The organism is Gordonia jacobaea (assembly GCF_001186365.1).
In the GTDB taxonomy this organism is placed as follows: domain Bacteria; phylum Actinomycetota; class Actinomycetes; order Mycobacteriales; family Mycobacteriaceae; genus Gordonia; species Gordonia jacobaea.
The window spans coordinates 608,329-625,081 of record NZ_LDTZ01000014.1 but is presented as its reverse complement, the minus strand read 5'-3'; the positions used below and the strand labels follow the sequence as shown (position 1 = coordinate 625,081).

Sequence of the window (16,753 nt, the reverse complement as noted above, 5' to 3'; positions counted from 1 at the left end):
ACTGCCCGACACCGCAGCATGAGTGCACTCTCGGTGCAACGATGGTCAAATGTCGGACGCCGCCCTGAGCCTCATTGTCCTCGGCGTCACGGTCGTGTTGTTCATCATCAACAAGCTGCCGGTCGGACTCGTCGCCATCGGGTCGGCGCTGGCGCTCTACTTCCTCGGACTCGTGCAGTTCGACGAACTGACCTCGGGTCTCGGTCAGAGCGTCATCGCCTTCATCGCGGCCCTGTTCGTGGTCAGCGAGGGACTCGAGGCGTCGGGAATCACCGCATGGCTGGGCAGCGTGCTGGCGCGCGTCGCAGGTCGCACACGCACCAGGGTGGTTGCCGCCATCATGGTTCTCGCCGCGGCGTTGAGCCCACTCATCACGATCAACGGTGCGGCGGCGGCGTTGGTCCCGGTCAGTGTCGCCGTTGCGCGGCGGGCATCTGTCACCGTCGCGCGTACTGCTCCCTCTCGCGTTCGCCGCGAGCGCCGGTTCACTGCTCACGCTGAGCGGCAGTCCGGTCAACGTCATCATCGACGAAGCCGCCACCGAGCAAACCGGTTCCTCGATCGGCTACTTCGGCTTCTCCCTCATCGGTGTCCCCCTGGTCGTGGTGACACTGGTCGTCATCGCGCTTGTCGGCGACCGGCTGATCCCGCGTCGCGAATCACAGTCGCTGCCAGAGGATTTCAGCAGATATCAGCGCGACGTCGTCGAGCATTACGAATTGTCGGGATTGGCGACGACCGGCGTGCGCACCTTTCGCCTGCACGTCAAAGCGGCGTCGACGCTCGTCGGGAAGACCGTCCGCGCGGCCATCACAGACGACGCGATCGACACGGTCGCCGCACAGTCCGAACGTGGCCGCGTACTCAGTTCGACGCATAAGCTCGAACCGTCGGACATACTCGTCGTCTCCGGTGTGGGCACCGCCGTCGAGACGCTCGCACGGGACACCGACCTCACCGTCGAGGACACCATCGGCAGGCGCATGAGCGGCCAGCGCGACAGTCTCATCAACCGCGACAACGGAATCTGTGAGTTGGTGATCCCACCGCGCTCGTCGTGGATCGGGCGGCCGGCGTTCGGCGGGATGGTGCGCGCAGAAGACGGGCTGCTCGTGTTGTCGGTGCGCAGGCAGAACGACGACGTCTCGTCACGTGCGTCGACGCTGCAGGAAGGCGACGCACTACTGGTGTACGGCCCGTGGGGCGCGCTCGACGCTCTCGCCGACGACAAGGACGTTCTGGTGGTCGCATCGTCGGAAACCGTTCGGCGGCAGACGGTTCCGCTCGGGCGAAGCGCTCCACGTGCGGCAGTCATCCTGGTGGTGACGATCGCGCTGCTGGCCAGTGGGGCCGTGCCGCCGGTGGTCGCGGGTCTGCTCGGAGCGGGTGCGATGGTGCTGTTCCGCGTGCTGTCGAGCGAGCAGGCATACCGTGCCGTTCCCTGGGCGACGCTCGTCCTGATCGCCGCGCTGATCCCGATGTCGGCGGCGATCACGAGCAGTGGCGGTGCCGAATTGATCGCACGACCCATCGTCGACCTGGTGTCCGGACACAGTGCGTATCTGCTGCTGGCCATGCTGTTCGTGCTGACCGCCGTACTCGGGCAGTTCATCTCCAACGTCGCCACCGCGCTGATCGTCATACCGATCGCGCTCGTCGCCGCGGCCGACGTCGGTGTCGACGCCCGAACGGTGCTCATGGTGGTCTGCGTCGCTGCCGCCGCTTCCCTGCTGACGCCTATCGCCACTCCCGCCAACATGATCGTGATGAATCCGGGCGGATACCGCTTCGGCGACTATTGGCGGCTGGGGATCGTCCTGATGGTCTGCTGGTTGGTCGTCACCGTGACCCTGGTCCCGGTGTTCTGGCCGATCAACGGCTGACGAGCAGGCGCCGTGAGAAGCGGCCTTGTTCGTCACCGGATGTGGCGGGGCCTACACTCTTTTCGGGCGCAGGGCTATCCGCTGCGTGATCCGTTTGTCGAAGGGAAGTACGCGTGACCGTCATCGCCGCCAACACAGGCCATCAGAACGTAGCGATGTTGGGCATCGGCGCGTACCGACCAAAACGCCTGGTCAGCAACGATGAGGTGTGCGAGGTTCTCGACAGTTCGGATCAGTGGATCTTCGAACGCAGCGGCATCCGTAATCGCCGGTGGATCAGCGGCGACGAGTCGGCACGGTCGATGGCCGCCGCCGCAGCCGAGCGGGCCATCGAAAACTCCGGGATCGACAAGGACAAGATCGGTGCGCTGATCCTGGCCACCAACAGCTGGAAGACCAAGATTCCGCACGGCGGCCCGATCGTGGCATACGACATCGGCCTCAACGGGATTCCCGCCTACGACATCGCCGCGGGATGCGGCGGCTTCGGGTACGCCCTGGGCGTCGCGGCCGACACCGTGCGCGCGGGCTCGGCCGAGTACGTACTTGTCGTCGGCGTCGAGACGATGTCGGTCGTCATGGAGCCCACCGACCGCAACACCGCCTTCATCTTCGGCGACGGCGCCGGTGCGGTCGTCGTCGGACCGAGCGACGAGAACGGGATCTCCCCGACCGTCTGGGGTTCTGACGGCGAGAACGCCGAGGCGATCGGCCAGAACTACGACATCCCCGAGTACATGGATCGCGCTCAGGAATACCAGCACAAGGATCCGGAGACCGAGCCTGTCGGCCGCATGGTGGTCACCATGGAGGGTTCGCGCGTATTCCGCTGGGCGGCAATCACACTGCCCAAGGCGTTGTCGTCGGTGATCGAGAGGTCCGGCATCGGACTCGACGACATCGAGGTGTTCGTCCCCCACCAGGCGAACGCCCGGATCAACGACTTGATGAAGAAGAACCTGGGCTTCCCCGACGACCTACCGATGGCCAACGACATCGAGAACACCGGCAACACGTCGGCGGCGTCGATCCCGCTCGCGATGGAAGAGATGCTGGCCACCGGCAAGGCCAAGGGCGGACAGACCGCGCTGCTGCTCGGGTTCGGCGCTGGCCTCTCCTACGCCGGGGCCGTCGTGACGCTGCCCCCGGCGCCGAAGGTGAGCAGCTTCGACGACCTCGGGTAGCACCGTGACGCTTCCCCCGGCACCCAAGGTGAGCAGCTTCGACGACCTGGGTTAGAACCGCTACGCGTTTTCCTTGCGGAAGACCGCTGTGCCCCACCATGTTCCGAGAAACGCGAGCGCGATGGCGGTGAGCAGACCCCACGCGACCGTCGATGTCGCGACGCCTCCGACGAAGCTGCTGCGGACGGCGTCGACGATCCAGCGGAACGGCATGAAGTCGCTGGCCCGTTGCAGCCACATCGGTCCGAGCGTCATCGGCAGCAGGATTCCCGACAGCAACAGCACCGGCATCATCACCATGTTGATGACCGGCGCCATGACGTCTTCACTCTTGGCGGTCAGGGCAAGCGCATTCGACGCCGCGGCGCACGCTGCGCCGATCAGCAGCGTGATGGCGATGCCGACGATCGCGCCGCTGACGGATCCACGCATGCCCATGGCGTAGCCGAGGAACACCAGGATCAGCGCCTGGACGAACAACTGCAGCACGTCGCGCATGAGCCGACCGGTCAGCAGTGCGGAGCGGCTCGCGGGCGTCACGCGTTCGGCCTCGACGACGCCTTCGCGCCACTCGCCGATCAGACTGAACCCGGCGAACATCGCGCCGAAGAACCCGAGTTGCACGAGAAGTCCCGGCACCAGGAACGTGTAGGCGTTGTCGGCGCCGCCGGGAAATTGGTCGACGATCGGTTTGAGCAGCGGGCCGAAGAGCACCAGATAGAGCACGGGTTGCAGCACCCCGATCAGCACCCAGGCCGGGTTGCGCAGATTCATCCGGATCTGTCGACGGAACACGATGGTGGAGTCGCGGAGGAAGTTCATCGGATGGCTCCTTCGTTGTCGAGTTCTTCGAGTGCGGCGTTTTCGGTCCCGCTTTGCGCGTCGCGCAGCGAACGCCCGGTCATCGTGAGGAAGACGTCGTCGAGGGTGGGTCGCAGCACCTCGATGCTGTCGAGCGCGATGCCCGAGGCGTCGAGTTCGCGGAGCAGTCCCGGTATCTCGCGTCCCGCGTGCCGCACACGTCCGCGCACGTGGCGGCCATCGGTCTCGACGGAGTTGGCGATGCGTCGTAGACGATCCGCGGCGATGTCGACCTCGGCTGCCATGTGGACCTCGAGGTCGACGAGGTCGCCCGACACCTGATCTTTGAGGTTCTGCGCGGTGTCGGCCGCGACGATCTTGCCGTTGTCGATGATGAGGATGCGGTCGGAGAGTTCGTCGGCCTCGTCGAGGTAGTGCGTGGTGAGGAAGACCGTGGCGCCACGCTCGGAGCGCAGCCTGCTGATGTGGTCCCAGAGGTTCGCTCTCGCCTGCGGGTCGAGGCCGGTGGTCGGTTCGTCGAGGAAGACCAGCGAGGGATCGTGGATCAGGCCCATCGCGATGTCGAGGCGTCGTTTCTGACCGCCCGACATGTTCTTGGGCTGCCGTTCCCACAGTCCGTCGAGTTGCAGTCGGGAGAACAGTTCGTGCCCGCGTCGAGTGGCGTCGGCGTGTGAGAGTCCGTAGAGCATCCCGTGGTCGACCACCTCGTCGCCCGCTCTGGCCTGGCTGAACGTTCCACCCGCCTGTGACACGTAGCCGATGCTGCGACGGACCATCACCGACTCGCGCACGACGTCGTATCCGTTGACGGTCGCGGTTCCGGCGGTTGGCCGCAGCAACGTCGTCAACATGCGCAGCGTGGTCGTCTTCCCCGCTCCGTTGGGGCCGAGAAATCCGACCACCTCACCCTCGTGAATATCGAGGTCGACGCCGTCGACGGCCCGCACCTCGCGTTTGTTCTTGCCTCGCCCCGTCGTGAAGGTCTGCACCAGACCTCGCGCTTGGATCGTCGTCGGTGTCACAGCTCGTCCCCTCTCTGTGTGAACGTCGAGTGAGCCGCTCACGCATCGTGTTCAAATTTGAATATAAGCCATCTAGTCAAAGTTGACTAGATGCTCACTTCGTCGCAGAAGTAGTCGTCGAAAGGCCCCTGAAACCCGACGGCGTCGTCGTGACTGTCTGCGTGTACTGATCACCTACGCGTCGATGATTCATCGAAATGCGGACAACCCCTGCCCTCGATTCGAAATCTTTCTCGACGCATTACTGTCAGGTCATGGCTTCCACGCCACCCATCCCACCGACGACGCCGCTACTCCTGCTCGGCGTCGTCGGCATCTTGGGGCCGGTCAACGGCTATCAGATCCGCCGCGAACTGTTGTCGTGGCAGGTCGACAAGTGGGCCAACGTGAATCCGGGCTCGATCTACCACGCGCTCGGAAAGCTCAGCGACTCAGGCGATCTCACACGCCGCGAGGTCTCCGACGGCTCGCGCGAGGTCAGCGTCTACGAGATCACGGAGTCGGGTCGGGCCAGGCTGCACAGCATGATCGAGCGCGCGATGATCGGCGTCGACGTCTTCGACCGCAGCGCGTTCCAAGCGGCGTTCAATCTCCTGCCACTCCTCGGCGACGACCATGCGACGACGCTGCTGCAGCAGCGTTTGGTGACGCTGAGGGAGGTCATACGCGAATACAGCGCGGACACCGAACCCGGCGCCAACCCCTACGCTCCACCACATGCCATGGAGGGCGCTCGCCTGTGGTTGCGTCTCGCGCAGGCCGAGGCGGACTGGCTCACCGACGTCATCGCCGACGTGCACGAGGGGAAGCTGTCGTTCCTGGAGAACGCCGACTGGACGCCACCGCCCGACGATCCCGGGCACCAGATGACCGCAGACCGCACTGACTACAGGCGCATTCTCGAAGGTCAGCCCGGCCACGATGTCCCCTCCTCGCGCATCGGTACTTCCGAGTAGCTCCGCGATGTGAGACGGTCTATGTCGGGTCGCATAACGGAAGGAAGATCATGGCAGAGATCGCGGACACATCGGGCGTCAACAACATCGGCATGCTCGGCATCGGTGCGTACCGCCCCGAGCGCGTCGTCACCAACGACGAGATCTGCGAGCACATCGATTCCTCCGACGAGTGGATCTACACGCGGACCGGCATCAAAACCCGACGCTTCGCGCGCCGCGACGAGGACGTCGTGGAGATGGGCATCAAGGCCGGGCGCACGGCGATCGCCAATGCTCTGCTTTCCGGCTCCGACATCGACGCCGTCATCCTCGCGACCAACACCCATCTGCTCATGACGCCTGCAGGCGCCACGAAGGTCGCCACCGAACTCGGCGCGAACGGTGTCCCCGCGTTCGACGTCACCGTCGGCTGCGCCGGATTCGGTTATGGGATGGCACTCGCCGCCGACATGGTGCGCGGCGGCAGCGCGACGCACGTCCTCGTCATCGGCGCCGAGCAGTTGTCCGTGACCCTCGACATGACCGACCGCACCAACTGCTTCATCTTCGGCGACGGCGCCGGCGCCGTCGTCGTCGGCCCCACCGAGGACCAGCAACTCGGACCCGTGATCTGGGGTAGCGACGGCAGCCAATACGACGCGATTCGTCAAGACATCGACTGGGTGACCTTCCTCGACGGCGACCGGGTGCAGCGGCCCTACGTGCGCCTGCAGGGCACCGCGGTATTCCGTTGGGCCGCTTTCGAAATGGGCAAGGTGGCGCAGCGCGCGCTCGACGCAGCGAAGATCGGCGCCGAAGACCTCGACGTCTTCGTCCCCCATCAGGCCAACACCCGCATCAACGATCTGCTCGCGAAGACACTGCATCTGCCCGAGGGCACCCCCGTGGCCAACGACATCGAGTACACCGGCAACACGTCGGCGGCGTCGATCCCGCTGGCCATGGAAGATCTGCTCTCCACCGGCAAGGCCAAGCCGGGCGACACCGCCCTGCTGCTCGGCTACGGCGCGGGCCTCAGCTACGCGGCACAGGTGGTCAAGATGCCGCCGGTCCCGTTCGAGTAGCGGCTGACCTGACCGTCGGGCAGCGTCGAGCGTTTTGCTCCGACGCTCGCCCGGCTAGTAGCCTCGTCTGGTGAGTTCTGACGCGCGTGAGCTGCGGCTCGAGGCCCAGCGTCGACGTACCTTCGCCATCATCTCCCACCCTGACGCGGGTAAGTCGACGATGACCGAGGCACTGGCGTTGCACGCGCACGTGATCAGCGAGGCTGGTGCCATCCACGGCAAGGCCGGCCGCAAGTCGACGGTGTCGGACTGGATGGAGATGGAGAAAGCTCGCGGAATCTCCGTCAGCTCGACCGCCCTGCAGTTCAACTACGCCCTCGAGGGCACCGACGGCCCCGGCGCGGTCATCAACCTCGTCGACACCCCCGGTCACGCCGACTTCTCCGAGGACACCTACCGAGTGCTGACCGCGGTCGACGCCGCAGTCATGCTCATCGACGCCGCCAAGGGGCTCGAGCCCCAGACGCTCAAGCTGTTCCAGGTGTGTCGCCATCGAGGCATCCCGGTCATCACCGTCATCAACAAATGGGACCGCCCCGGCCGCACCCCGTTGGAGCTCATCGACGAGATCAGCGAACGCATAGGCTTGATCCCCACCCCGCTGTTCCTGCCCGTCGGCATCGCGGGCGATTTCCGCGGGCTCCTCGACCGCCGCACCGGCGAGTACATCCACTTCACCCGCACCGCCGGTGGAGCCAAGATCGCGCCGGAAGAACTGCTCGACCCCGACGCCGCTCTCGAGCGCGAGGGCGACGCCTGGATCGCGGCCGTCGAAGAGAGTGAACTCCTCTCCGAGATGGGCCAGGATCACGACGAGGAACTCTTCCTCGCAGGCCAGACGTCGCCGATGATCTTCGCCTCGGCGATGCTGAATTTCGGTGTCCGCCAATTGCTCGACGCGCTCGTCGAGCTCGCACCCGCACCGTCGGGTCGCACCGGCATCGACGGGACCGAACGCGAGGTCACCGATCCGTTCAGCGCCGTCGTGTTCAAGGTCCAGGCAGGCATGGACTCCAGCCACCGCGACCGGTTGGCCTTCATGCGCATCGTGAGCGGCGAATTCGAACGCGGCATGGTCGTCACCCACGCGCAGACCGGAAAACCGTTCGCCACCAAGTACGCTCACACCGTCGTCGGCCGCGACCGCTCGACGGTCGACACCGCCTACCCCGGCGACGTCGTCGGCCTCGTCAACGCGACGGCACTCGCACCGGGCGACACCCTCTACGACGGCCCACGCATCCAGTACCCGCCCATCCCTTCCTTTGCGCCAGAACACTTTTCGACGCTCCGCGTCACCACCGCGGACAAGTACAAGCAGTTCCGCAAGGCCATGGATCAGCTCGACAGCGAGGGCGTGGTGCAGGTGTTGCGCAACGAGACCCGCGGAGACGCGTCTCCCGTGCTGGCCGCCGTCGGACCGATGCAGTTCGAGGTGGTCACCGCACGGATGAAGACGGAGTTCAACGTCGACACCGTGATCGAGCCGCTCGGGTACAGCCTCGCCCGACGCACCGACGCCGACAGCGCGTCAGAACTCAACCGCCAGCGCGGCGTCGAGGTGTTCACGCGGACCGACGGCGCGATCCTCGCTCTGTTCAGCGACAAATGGCGACTGCAGTACATCGAGAAGGAACACGGCGACCTGACGCTCGAACCGCTTGTCGCAACGGCTGATTGACCAGGGCGGGCTGACGTGATCGGACGATCGACCGCACGCCGCTCGAGCACGCTGCGGATCTGCGCGCTGCTCGCGGTCGCTGCCGCGCTCACATCGATCACCTCGGCGTGCGCCGACTCGACGTCGGTAACGCGTGCGGCGCAGTCGTCGTCAGCAACGCCAACCGTCTCCGCGCAACAGGATCCGGCGCGCTGCGCCGAGAAGCCCCCGTCTGGACCCATCGACCGGCAGGGCTCCGACCTGAGATTCACCCGGGGACACGTCCTGATCTCGCCGCGACAACTCACGGCATCGACGGGCCAGCCCGCCGTTGGCGGGCAGGTGGGCGTGGATGGACAGGTAGGGGCGGACGGGCAGGTGGTCGCACCCGCCAGCCCGACTGCGCAGCAAATGTCGCCTGCCCCAACATGTTACGAGTTCGGCCGCTGGGGTGAGCCGACGCCCGATGTCCCGCCCGACTCCCTGCTGTTCGTGTTCAAGGGCGACGGCACCGAGGGCGCACAGATCGAATTCCCGGTGGGCGCGCTGACCGGCGAACACCTACCGCCAACCGATGGTCCACGCCCGCCGGTTGGCCCCCTGACCACACCGATCAACGCCACCGTCGGACTGTCGGAGAAGGGGACCTACAGGTCGTCGACGGCGTGCAGGCTGACGCTGACCGCGATGTCATCGAAGCGGGCCGCAGGATCATTCGACTGCCCCGAAACGATTGTGTCCGAACAGAATCCGCTCGATCCGAACGACGATGTGCCCGTCGACGACGACAGCGCGGCGCCTGCTGCCGCACCGACGCCGGGCGCACCGACGACTGCTGCCGCACCGACACCGGGCGCGCAGCCCGAGCGCCCGACAAGCCTCACCGGATGGTTCGACCTGCAGCCGTGATCGGCTCAGTCCTCGACAATCGAGGCGACCACAGACTGATCGACAGCGTCGACGGTCGACGGCTCGAAGGACGGGCTGCGATCCTTGTCGACGAGCATCGCTCGCACGCCCTCGGAGAAGTCGTTGGTCTTCGTGATCGTTGTCGCCGCGTGCAATTCGCGGTCGAAGCACTCGTCGAGCGTCGAATCGCGGCCCACGTCGAGAAGCGCTGCGGTCACCCACAGGCTCGTCGGCGACGCACCTTCGAGGAGTTCGACCATCTCCGCGGCCCAGTCATCGCCTGCTGCGCCGCGTAACCCACCGAGGATCGCGGCGACGTTGTCGTCGCCGAAGTACTCGCCAATCGTGGCGATCGGGATATCGGAGACGGGCAATTCGCTTCTGCCACCGAGGATGTCGACGAGCGACTCGCCGGCGCGCAGCGCGTCTGCGACGGCTTCCAGCTCGGCCGCTGGCACGAAGTGAGTGGCAAGCCCCAGGTGTACGGCCTCGGCACCACGCACGCGCGAACCGGTGAGCCCCAACCACATTCCGACACCACGCGGCAGGCGAGGCAGAAAGTAGGTTGCGCCGATGTCGGGAAAGAATCCGATCGCGGTCTCGGGCATGGCCATCAGCGAGTTCTCGGTGACGACGCGAACCTCGCCGTGCACGCTGATCCCGAGTCCGCCACCCATCGCCACTCCGTCGATCAGCGCGACGTACGCTTTGGGATAGTGCGCGATCATCTGATCGAGTCGATACTCTGCGGCGAAGTAGTTTCGGATCTCGTCGTACTCACCAGCGACGGCATGCTCGCGGATCGCCCGGATGTCGCCGCCCGCGCAGAAAGCGCGATCGCTCGCGGAGGTCACCAACACCGTCTCGATCGAATCGTCGTCGCCCCAACGCCCGAGGACGTCGTGCATGTCGTCGATCATCGTCTGATCGAGCGCATTGAGTGCCTTGGGACGGTCGAGGATGATCTCACCGACGCCGTTGCCGACCTGAGTTCGGATGAAGGACATGCGTTTCACGGTAGCGCGTCGTCGAACACCGACTCCATCGGCTGGCGAACACAACTCTGTTGACAGGGGGTCGGTCGTCGGAGTTATGGTTGATTGGGTTCGCACGATGTGCGGCACCATTCTTCGATGAGCACAGGGGTGATCTGACAGACATGAACATCTGAGATTGGCATTCAGCGCGACCGCGTCGATCCGACGCCGTACGCACCCACCAATCTCTCGGAGTTGTTCATGTCCACACCGTCATCCGTCGATCTCGCACCGTCGATCACGCTCTCGGACGTCTCGTATAGCTGGCCGGACGGGACACCGGTATTCGACGAGCTCTCGTTCTCGGTTCCACGCGCTGTGTATTCGCTGGTCGGCGCCAACGGCGCAGGAAAGACGACGCTACTGCGGCTGATCGCGGGCCAGCTCGTACCGACATCGGGAAGTATCGCCACCACCGGCGAGGTCTCGCTCGTTCCCCAACACGCCTTCTCCGACACCTCGCTGACCATCGCGTCGGCGTTGGGGATCGAGCCGATCAGGGCCGCGATCAGCGCAATCGAAGCAGGCTCTGTCGACGGCGCACACTTCGATGCCGTCGGTGACGACTGGGACATCGAGGCGCGCGCGACCTCCGAACTGGCGGCGCTGGGGCTGCCCACCGACCTCGACAGGTCGGTCGGAACACTGTCCGGTGGCGAGGCGACGCTGCTCGCGATCGTGTCGCAGATCGTGCACTCGCCGGCGGTACTGCTGCTCGACGAGCCCACCAACAATCTCGACACCGATTCCCGGGCCAGGGTTTTCGAGCTGATCGACAGATTCGCGGGAACCGTACTCGTCGTCTCCCACGATCTCGAGCTCCTCGAACGCGTCGACGCCACACTCGAGCTGTATCACGGCGACGTGCGCGTGTTCGGTGGCCCCTATTCGTTCTATCGCGAGGTGGTCGAGTCTGAACAGGCGACGGCGCAGGCCGCAGTTGCCAACGCCGCCAACGATCTTCGCAAGCAGCGTCGGGAGATGGTGAACGCGCAGATCGCCCTCGACCGACGAGCACGGACCGCGGCCAAGGCCGAACGGGAGAAGCGTGTCCCCAAGATCATCGCGCATCTCCGACGCGACGCCGCCGAGAAGTCGGCCGGACGCTTCCGCAACGAGCACCGCGACGACGTGACCGCCGCCGCCGGACGGCTCGAGTCCGTCCGCGACGACGTGCGCTCCGATCGGGGCGCGCGGATCACCATGCCGGATGTGGCACTTGGCAGTTCGGCTCAGGTGATCGTCGACGATCGGCTACGAATGGACGGCCCAGAACGCGTTGCACTCACCGGACGCAACGGCTCCGGCAAGACCACCCTGATCGCCGACCTCATCGACAACGAGCGCATCGTCGTTCCTTACGCATATGTGCCGCAACAGATCTCGTTCGACGATCCGGCGCAGACCGTCGTCGAATTCGTCGGCAAGCGGCACCCAGAAGTCGACGGTCAGGATGTGCGAGCTCATCTCGCGCGATTCCTGTTCCGCGGCTCACGTGGCGATCGGCGCCTCGACGAACTCTCCGGCGGCGAACGGCTTCGCGTCGCGTTGGCGGATGCGCTACTCGTCGACCCCGATCCCAAGCTCCTCATCATGGACGAGCCGACCAACAACCTGGACATCGACACCGTCGAGGAGTTGGTCACGGCGCTACGGGACTGGTCGGGCGCGCTGCTGCTCGTCTCGCATGACGCGGGTTTCCGCGACGAGGTCGGAATCGACCGCGAGGTCACGCTCGGGTGAAAGTTGCGTGGGATCCACGGGGGCATTTTTGTACCTGTGGATCCCACGCAACTCTTTGTGGATACTGACTTTCGATGAGCACCGACAGCGCTGCCACCGACTTTCCCCCCACCACAGCACGCACACCGATCGTTCTGGTGCACGGATTGCGCGTGAGCGGACAGACCTTTCGACGCGTGGCCGGCTCGCTCGCCGACCGTGAGGTGGTGTGCCCCGACATGCCCGGCCACGGTTCACGCGCCGATGAGACGTTCACGTTGGACGGAGCCGTCGTCGCGGTGAGCGACGCGATCGACTCGGTCGGCGGCTCAGCGCTGGTCGTCGGTATGTCGATGGGCGGCTACGTCGCAATGGCGACGGCTGCGAGACATCCCGACCGCGTCGCAGGCCTCGGTGTGCTGTGTGCAACCGCGCAGCCGAGTGGCCTGCTCGCCGCGCCGTTTCGCCTCTTCGGCGCGGCGACCAGCGTCCTTCCGTCCGAAGCCGCCCAGGTCAGCAGGGTTCTGACGCGCATCGCCGTCGGCCGAGAGGTGTCCGACGACATGGAGGCAGGCGGCCTCGCGCTGCATTCGATCCGCGACGTCGTCGACGCGGTGCTCCACTTCGACGCCCTCGCCGCCCTCGCGGCCTATCCCGGACCGACGCTGTTCGCGAACGGCGCGTGGGACCAGTTCCGGCTGCACGAGAAGAGGTTCGTCGAGACCGCGGCCGACGGACACCTCGTCGTCGTACCGCGGGCCATGCACCTGTTCCCACTGATCCAGCCGGAATTCACCGCCGGGCTCATCGACGACTTCGCGGACACGGTCGACTCCGCTGACCGGGCCCCGCTCCACTGATCGAGCCCCCCGGCCCTAAATGTGTGTCGTATCGAAAGATGTGGCTGCTGCAGCACCCACATCCTTCAATTGGACACACATTTGGGGCCGGCTCCCCATCTCCGCCTAGCAGCACCGCCCCTGCGGGTTGCGGTCCTGGTCGGCGAAGCGTTGTCGCCAGTACTCGCGCTCGGTCAATGGAGCCGACGCGCCGTGCTCCGATGCGTGGTGTGCGAGGTAGCGGTCGTAGTCTCGATCGCCCATGACGCTCTGCACGTACCAGCGCACCGAGGTCAGGGCGTGGGTGAGGCCGGTCTTCATGTCATCGCCTTCTAGTGTCCGCTACTCCGAGCTGAAATCCCTTGGGCGGCATCATATTCGTCCCATTCGCGCTGCACCGCCTTCTCGGCACGTGTTGGGAACAGTCCGCGCGGCCCGAAGATCTTCGACGGAACGGGTTTCTCCTCGGTGGTGGGTAGTCCGCCCGCGCGCACGGCCTTGACCGCGACCCAGAGACCCGCCGCCACGACGATCAACACGAGCACGGCGAAGATGATCGACAGTGTTCCCTGGATGAACGTGTTGCGGATGACCGCATCGATCTCCGAGATGCTCTTGGCGGTCTTGAACGTGGTCAGACCGTCGTCCTTGGCGTTCACGAATGCGCGGTGCTGCGCCCAGTAGCCGATGGCGGGATTCGACGAGAAGATCTTCTGCCAAGACGCCGACATGGTGACGATGAGGTCCCATGCCAACGGCACACCGGGTATCCAAGCCCACTTCCACTGGCGCCGCTTGATCAAGACCACCGTCACGACCGTCAGCGCGATAGCGGCAAGTAGCTGGTTGGCGATGCCGAACAGCGGGAACAACGTGTTGATACCGCCGAGTGGATCGGTGACACCCATCAGCAGGATGGAACCCCATGCGGCACAGACGATCAGGGTGCACACCCACGCTCCGGGGCGCCACGACGGGTCTTTGAAACGACGAGCACCGGGCAGGTTGCCGATACCGTCGGACAGCATGAAGCGCGCCACGCGCGTCCCGGCGTCGACCGTGGTGAGGATGAAGAGCGCCTCGAACATGATCGCGAAGTGATACCAGAAGGCGCGCAACGATTCTCCGCCGAACCCACGCTGCAGCGTCTCCGACATTCCCATCGCGAGCGTCGGTGCACCGCCGGTCTTGGAGACGATCGACTTCTCCTCGACGCTCTGCGCGGCGTCGGCGAAATACTGTGCGTCGACCGGCTTTCCGCTGAGTCCGAGGCCGTTGACGTAGTCGGCAGCTCCCTGATTGGTTCCCTGAGTGAGCGCCTTCGGTGCGTTCATGCCGAAATAGAGGTGCTGATCGAGGATGCATGCGGTGATCAGCGCCATGATCGCGACGAAGGACTCGGTGAGCATGCCGCCGTAGCCGATGATCCGAGCCTGTCCCTCCTTGGCCAGCAGCTTGGGGGTGGTGCCCGACGCGATGAGCGAGTGGAAGCCCGAGAGCGCGCCACAGGCGATCGTGATGAACAGGAACGGGAACAGGGCACCGGCAAACGCCGGGCCGTTTCCGTTCCACGCGAACTCACTGACCGCGGGGGCCTTCATGACCGGCTGTACCACCAGGATGCCGATGGCCAGCAGCGCGATGGTGCCGACCTTCATGAACGTCGACAGGTAGTCGCGCGGAGCGAGCAGCAACCAGACCGGCAGCACGGCCGCTGCGATGCCGTAGATGATGATCGCCCAGCTGAGCACCACCGGCGAGAGGCTGAACCAGTCCTGCCCCCACGACGTCTCGGCGACGTACCCGCCGGCGACGATGGCCAACAGCAGCAGCACGACGCCGATCACAGACACCTCGCTGATCCGGCCCGGCCGCAGATACCGCAGGTAGACACCCATGAAGAGCGCGATCGGGATGGTCATCGCGATCGAGAAGACACCCCACGGACTCTCGGCCAGTGCGTTGACGACGACGAGCGCGAGCACCGCGATCAGAATGACCATGATGACGAGCACCGCCACGATCGCGGCCGTGCCGCCGACGGACCCGAGTTCGTCACGGGCCATCTGGCCGAGGCTGCGTCCTCGACGTCGAGTCGAGATCGCGAGGACGAGGTAGTCCTGCACACATCCGGCGACCACCGCGCCGATGATGATCCAGATCGTGCCCGGCAGGTAGCCCATCTGCGCGGCCAGCACCGGCCCGACGAGTGGCCCTGCACCGGCGATCGCCGCGAAGTGGTGGCCGAACAGCACCCGACGGTCGGTCGGCATGTAGTCGCGAGCGTTGTCGTACTCCTCGGCGGGAGTCGCGATGTCGTCGCGCGGCTTCACGACCTTCATCTCGATGAGCCGAGCGTAGAAGCGATACGCGACGACGTAGGTGCACAGCGCCGCGATGACGAACCACACCGCGTTCACCGATTCGCCACGGACGAGGGCGATGACCACCCAGGCAATGGCACCGAGGAGGCCGATCACCGCGAAGATCGCCTTCTTCGCGGGTGTCATCGGACTCCGGTCGATCACCGCTACGGGTGGTCGGTCGGGATCGGTAGTCACGAACTCGACGTCGGGAAACTCGTCACGCGTCGACGTCGAAGATTCTGACACGGTTGTCATCGCTCACTGCCCTTCCTTGGAAGCTCGCACATGCCGCGGATCACTCTACTCACGGATATGTGATTCACACCGCATACCAAAAATGTGTGCGAGACAACCTAAAGTTCATTCTGTGCAACCTGATGGGCTTGATCTGAAGCGGTTCCTACGACGGCCGATCGTCGCGATCGCGCTCGTGGTGCTGTGCACTGCGACCCTGCTGGCCGGCGGCGGATTCACGTCCTCGCGGGCCGGCGCGGATCCCGGCAGCACACCGGTGCGCTACTCGGGCGGGCCGTACGTGGCGCTGGGCGATTCACGCGCCTCGGGCAGCTTCTTCACTCCGACGCCCGGCTACTTCGGAGGATGCAAACGCTCGGCGCTGAACTACCCGACCGTGGTCGCGGCGCTGACGTTGCCGCGACGCTTCATCGACATCTCCTGCTCGGGCGCGTTGGCCGAGCATCTCTACCGCGTCGGCCAGCAGACCAGCGGTGGGTACAAGCCGCCCCAGGTGTGGTCGGTCCCGTCGGATGCGCAGGTCGTCACCGTGAGCATCGGCGGAAACGACATGGCGTGGGGACGCATCGTCGGACCCTGCGGCACTTCGCCGTTCGGCGACAGACACTGCCGCTCCAACCGCGGGCTGGCGCAGCTCGCCATCAACCGCATCGCCGTCATGGAGAACGCCGTCACACCGGCGCTCGCCGCCATCCGCAGAAAAGCCCCCCACGCTCAGATCATCGTCGTGGGTATCGGCGGTTTCATGGGTTCGCACGGATGCTGGCCGCTGGTACCGATCAGCGATCCAGACGTGCGGTGGCTTCACGGGGTTTTCGATCGGGCCAACCGTGCTCTCGCACGAGCCACCGCGAAGATCGACGGACAGTTCGTCGACGTCAATCGTGCGTCGGCAGGCCATGATCCGTGCGGTCTCACGTCGTGGTACGAGTCGAGCCTGAGTAATCGCATCGCGTATCCCTATCACCTGAACAAGGCGGGGTCGATCGGTGTCGCGACACTTGTCAACGGCGCGATACGCCGCTGACTAC

At 65.4% G+C, this 16,753-nt stretch carries 13 protein-coding genes and 1 pseudogene; 9 read left to right on the top strand and 5 right to left on the bottom strand.

Annotation, left to right across the window (positions count from 1 at the left end; genetic code table 11):
* Positions 1 to 49 precede the first annotated feature (49 nt).
* Positions 50 to 1,883 (top strand): annotated as a pseudogene (locus ABW18_RS05895) (SLC13 family permease).
* A 113-nt stretch (positions 1,884 to 1,996) separates the two neighbouring features.
* On the top strand, positions 1,997 to 3,067 hold the full coding sequence (locus tag ABW18_RS05890; protein WP_152930013.1) for a beta-ketoacyl-ACP synthase 3: 1,071 nt from the start codon (positions 1,997 to 1,999) through the stop codon (positions 3,065 to 3,067).
* A gap of 60 nt (positions 3,068 to 3,127) precedes the next feature.
* Here ABW18_RS05890 and ABW18_RS05885 read toward each other — a convergent pair whose 3' ends face one another.
* Together ABW18_RS05885 and ABW18_RS05880 are read right to left on the bottom strand one after the other, a co-directional pair.
* Positions 3,128 to 3,889 carry an ABC transporter permease gene (locus ABW18_RS05885; protein ID WP_049697986.1) on the bottom strand — a complete coding sequence of 254 codons (762 nt, stop codon included), beginning with the start codon at positions 3,887 to 3,889 and terminating at the stop codon, positions 3,128 to 3,130.
* A complete protein-coding gene (locus ABW18_RS05880) occupies positions 3,886 to 4,911 on the bottom strand; it encodes an ATP-binding cassette domain-containing protein (protein ID WP_231895502.1) in 1,026 nt (341 codons plus the stop codon). The genes ABW18_RS05885 and ABW18_RS05880 overlap by 4 nt, the downstream gene beginning before the upstream one ends.
* A 254-nt stretch (positions 4,912 to 5,165) precedes the next feature.
* Here ABW18_RS05880 and ABW18_RS05875 point away from each other — a divergent pair, with 254 nt between their 5' ends.
* The 4 genes from ABW18_RS05875 to ABW18_RS05860 all read left to right on the top strand — a co-directional run bounded on the left by ABW18_RS05875 (position 5,166) and on the right by ABW18_RS05860 (position 9,503).
* Entirely contained in the window at positions 5,166 to 5,867 is a 702-nt protein-coding gene (locus ABW18_RS05875; RefSeq protein WP_049697985.1) for a PadR family transcriptional regulator, read from the top strand.
* A gap of 50 nt (positions 5,868 to 5,917) precedes the next feature.
* A complete protein-coding gene (locus tag ABW18_RS05870; RefSeq protein WP_049697984.1) occupies positions 5,918 to 6,934 on the top strand; it encodes a beta-ketoacyl-ACP synthase III in 1,017 nt (338 codons plus the stop codon).
* Positions 6,935 to 7,004: 70 nt separating this feature from the next.
* Positions 7,005 to 8,615, top strand: a complete 1,611-nt coding sequence (locus ABW18_RS05865) for a peptide chain release factor 3 (RefSeq protein ID WP_049697983.1) — start codon at positions 7,005 to 7,007, stop codon at positions 8,613 to 8,615.
* 15 nt (positions 8,616 to 8,630) lie between these two features.
* Positions 8,631 to 9,503 carry a hypothetical protein gene (locus ABW18_RS05860; RefSeq protein ID WP_235434294.1) on the top strand — a complete coding sequence of 291 codons (873 nt, stop codon included), beginning with the start codon at positions 8,631 to 8,633 and terminating at the stop codon, positions 9,501 to 9,503.
* A gap of 5 nt (positions 9,504 to 9,508) precedes the next feature.
* Here ABW18_RS05860 and ABW18_RS05855 read toward each other — a convergent pair whose 3' ends face one another.
* Positions 9,509 to 10,510, bottom strand: coding sequence for an enoyl-CoA hydratase/isomerase family protein (locus tag ABW18_RS05855; protein WP_049697982.1), 1,002 nt, complete (start codon positions 10,508 to 10,510; stop codon positions 9,509 to 9,511).
* Between the two features lie 231 nt (positions 10,511 to 10,741).
* Between ABW18_RS05855 and ABW18_RS05850 the strand changes: the two genes are divergently transcribed.
* Both ABW18_RS05850 and ABW18_RS05845 read left to right on the top strand, forming a co-directional pair.
* Entirely contained in the window at positions 10,742 to 12,283 is a 1,542-nt protein-coding gene (locus ABW18_RS05850; RefSeq protein ID WP_049697981.1) for an ABC-F family ATP-binding cassette domain-containing protein, read from the top strand.
* Positions 12,284 to 12,357: 74 nt separating this feature from the next.
* Positions 12,358 to 13,122, top strand: a complete 765-nt coding sequence (locus ABW18_RS05845) for an alpha/beta fold hydrolase (RefSeq protein ID WP_049697980.1) — start codon at positions 12,358 to 12,360, stop codon at positions 13,120 to 13,122.
* 105 nt (positions 13,123 to 13,227) lie between these two features.
* On the opposite strand, the gene ABW18_RS05840 is transcribed toward ABW18_RS05845, so the two are convergent.
* On the bottom strand, positions 13,228 to 13,422 hold the full coding sequence (locus tag ABW18_RS05840) for a YbdD/YjiX family protein (RefSeq protein WP_049697979.1): 195 nt from the start codon (positions 13,420 to 13,422) through the stop codon (positions 13,228 to 13,230).
* Positions 13,423 to 13,433: 11 nt separating this feature from the next.
* Positions 13,434 to 15,722, bottom strand: a complete 2,289-nt coding sequence (locus ABW18_RS05835) for a carbon starvation CstA family protein (RefSeq protein WP_049697978.1) — start codon at positions 15,720 to 15,722, stop codon at positions 13,434 to 13,436.
* Between the two features lie 175 nt (positions 15,723 to 15,897).
* Here ABW18_RS05835 and ABW18_RS05830 point away from each other — a divergent pair, with 175 nt between their 5' ends.
* Positions 15,898 to 16,749, top strand: a complete 852-nt coding sequence (locus ABW18_RS05830) for an SGNH/GDSL hydrolase family protein (RefSeq protein WP_082946634.1) — start codon at positions 15,898 to 15,900, stop codon at positions 16,747 to 16,749.
* The last annotated feature ends 4 nt before the right edge of the window (positions 16,750 to 16,753 follow it).

What these genes read in the sequence shown, in the direction of transcription:
- ABW18_RS05885 (WP_049697986.1), bottom strand. Translation starts at nt 3,889, where the DNA reads ATGAACTTCCTCCGCGACTCCACCATCGTGTTCCGTCGACAGATCCGG.
- ABW18_RS05875 (WP_049697985.1), top strand. Translation starts at nt 5,166, where the DNA reads ATGGCTTCCACGCCACCCATCCCACCGACGACGCCGCTACTCCTGCTC.
- ABW18_RS05870 (WP_049697984.1), top strand. Translation starts at nt 5,918, where the DNA reads ATGGCAGAGATCGCGGACACATCGGGCGTCAACAACATCGGCATGCTC.
- ABW18_RS05855 (WP_049697982.1), bottom strand. Translation starts at nt 10,510, where the DNA reads ATGTCCTTCATCCGAACTCAGGTCGGCAACGGCGTCGGTGAGATCATC.
- ABW18_RS05850 (WP_049697981.1), top strand. Translation starts at nt 10,742, where the DNA reads ATGTCCACACCGTCATCCGTCGATCTCGCACCGTCGATCACGCTCTCG.
- ABW18_RS05845 (WP_049697980.1), top strand. Translation starts at nt 12,358, where the DNA reads ATGAGCACCGACAGCGCTGCCACCGACTTTCCCCCCACCACAGCACGC.
- ABW18_RS05840 (WP_049697979.1), bottom strand. Translation starts at nt 13,422, where the DNA reads ATGAAGACCGGCCTCACCCACGCCCTGACCTCGGTGCGCTGGTACGTG.
- ABW18_RS05835 (WP_049697978.1), bottom strand. Translation starts at nt 15,722, where the DNA reads ATGACAACCGTGTCAGAATCTTCGACGTCGACGCGTGACGAGTTTCCC.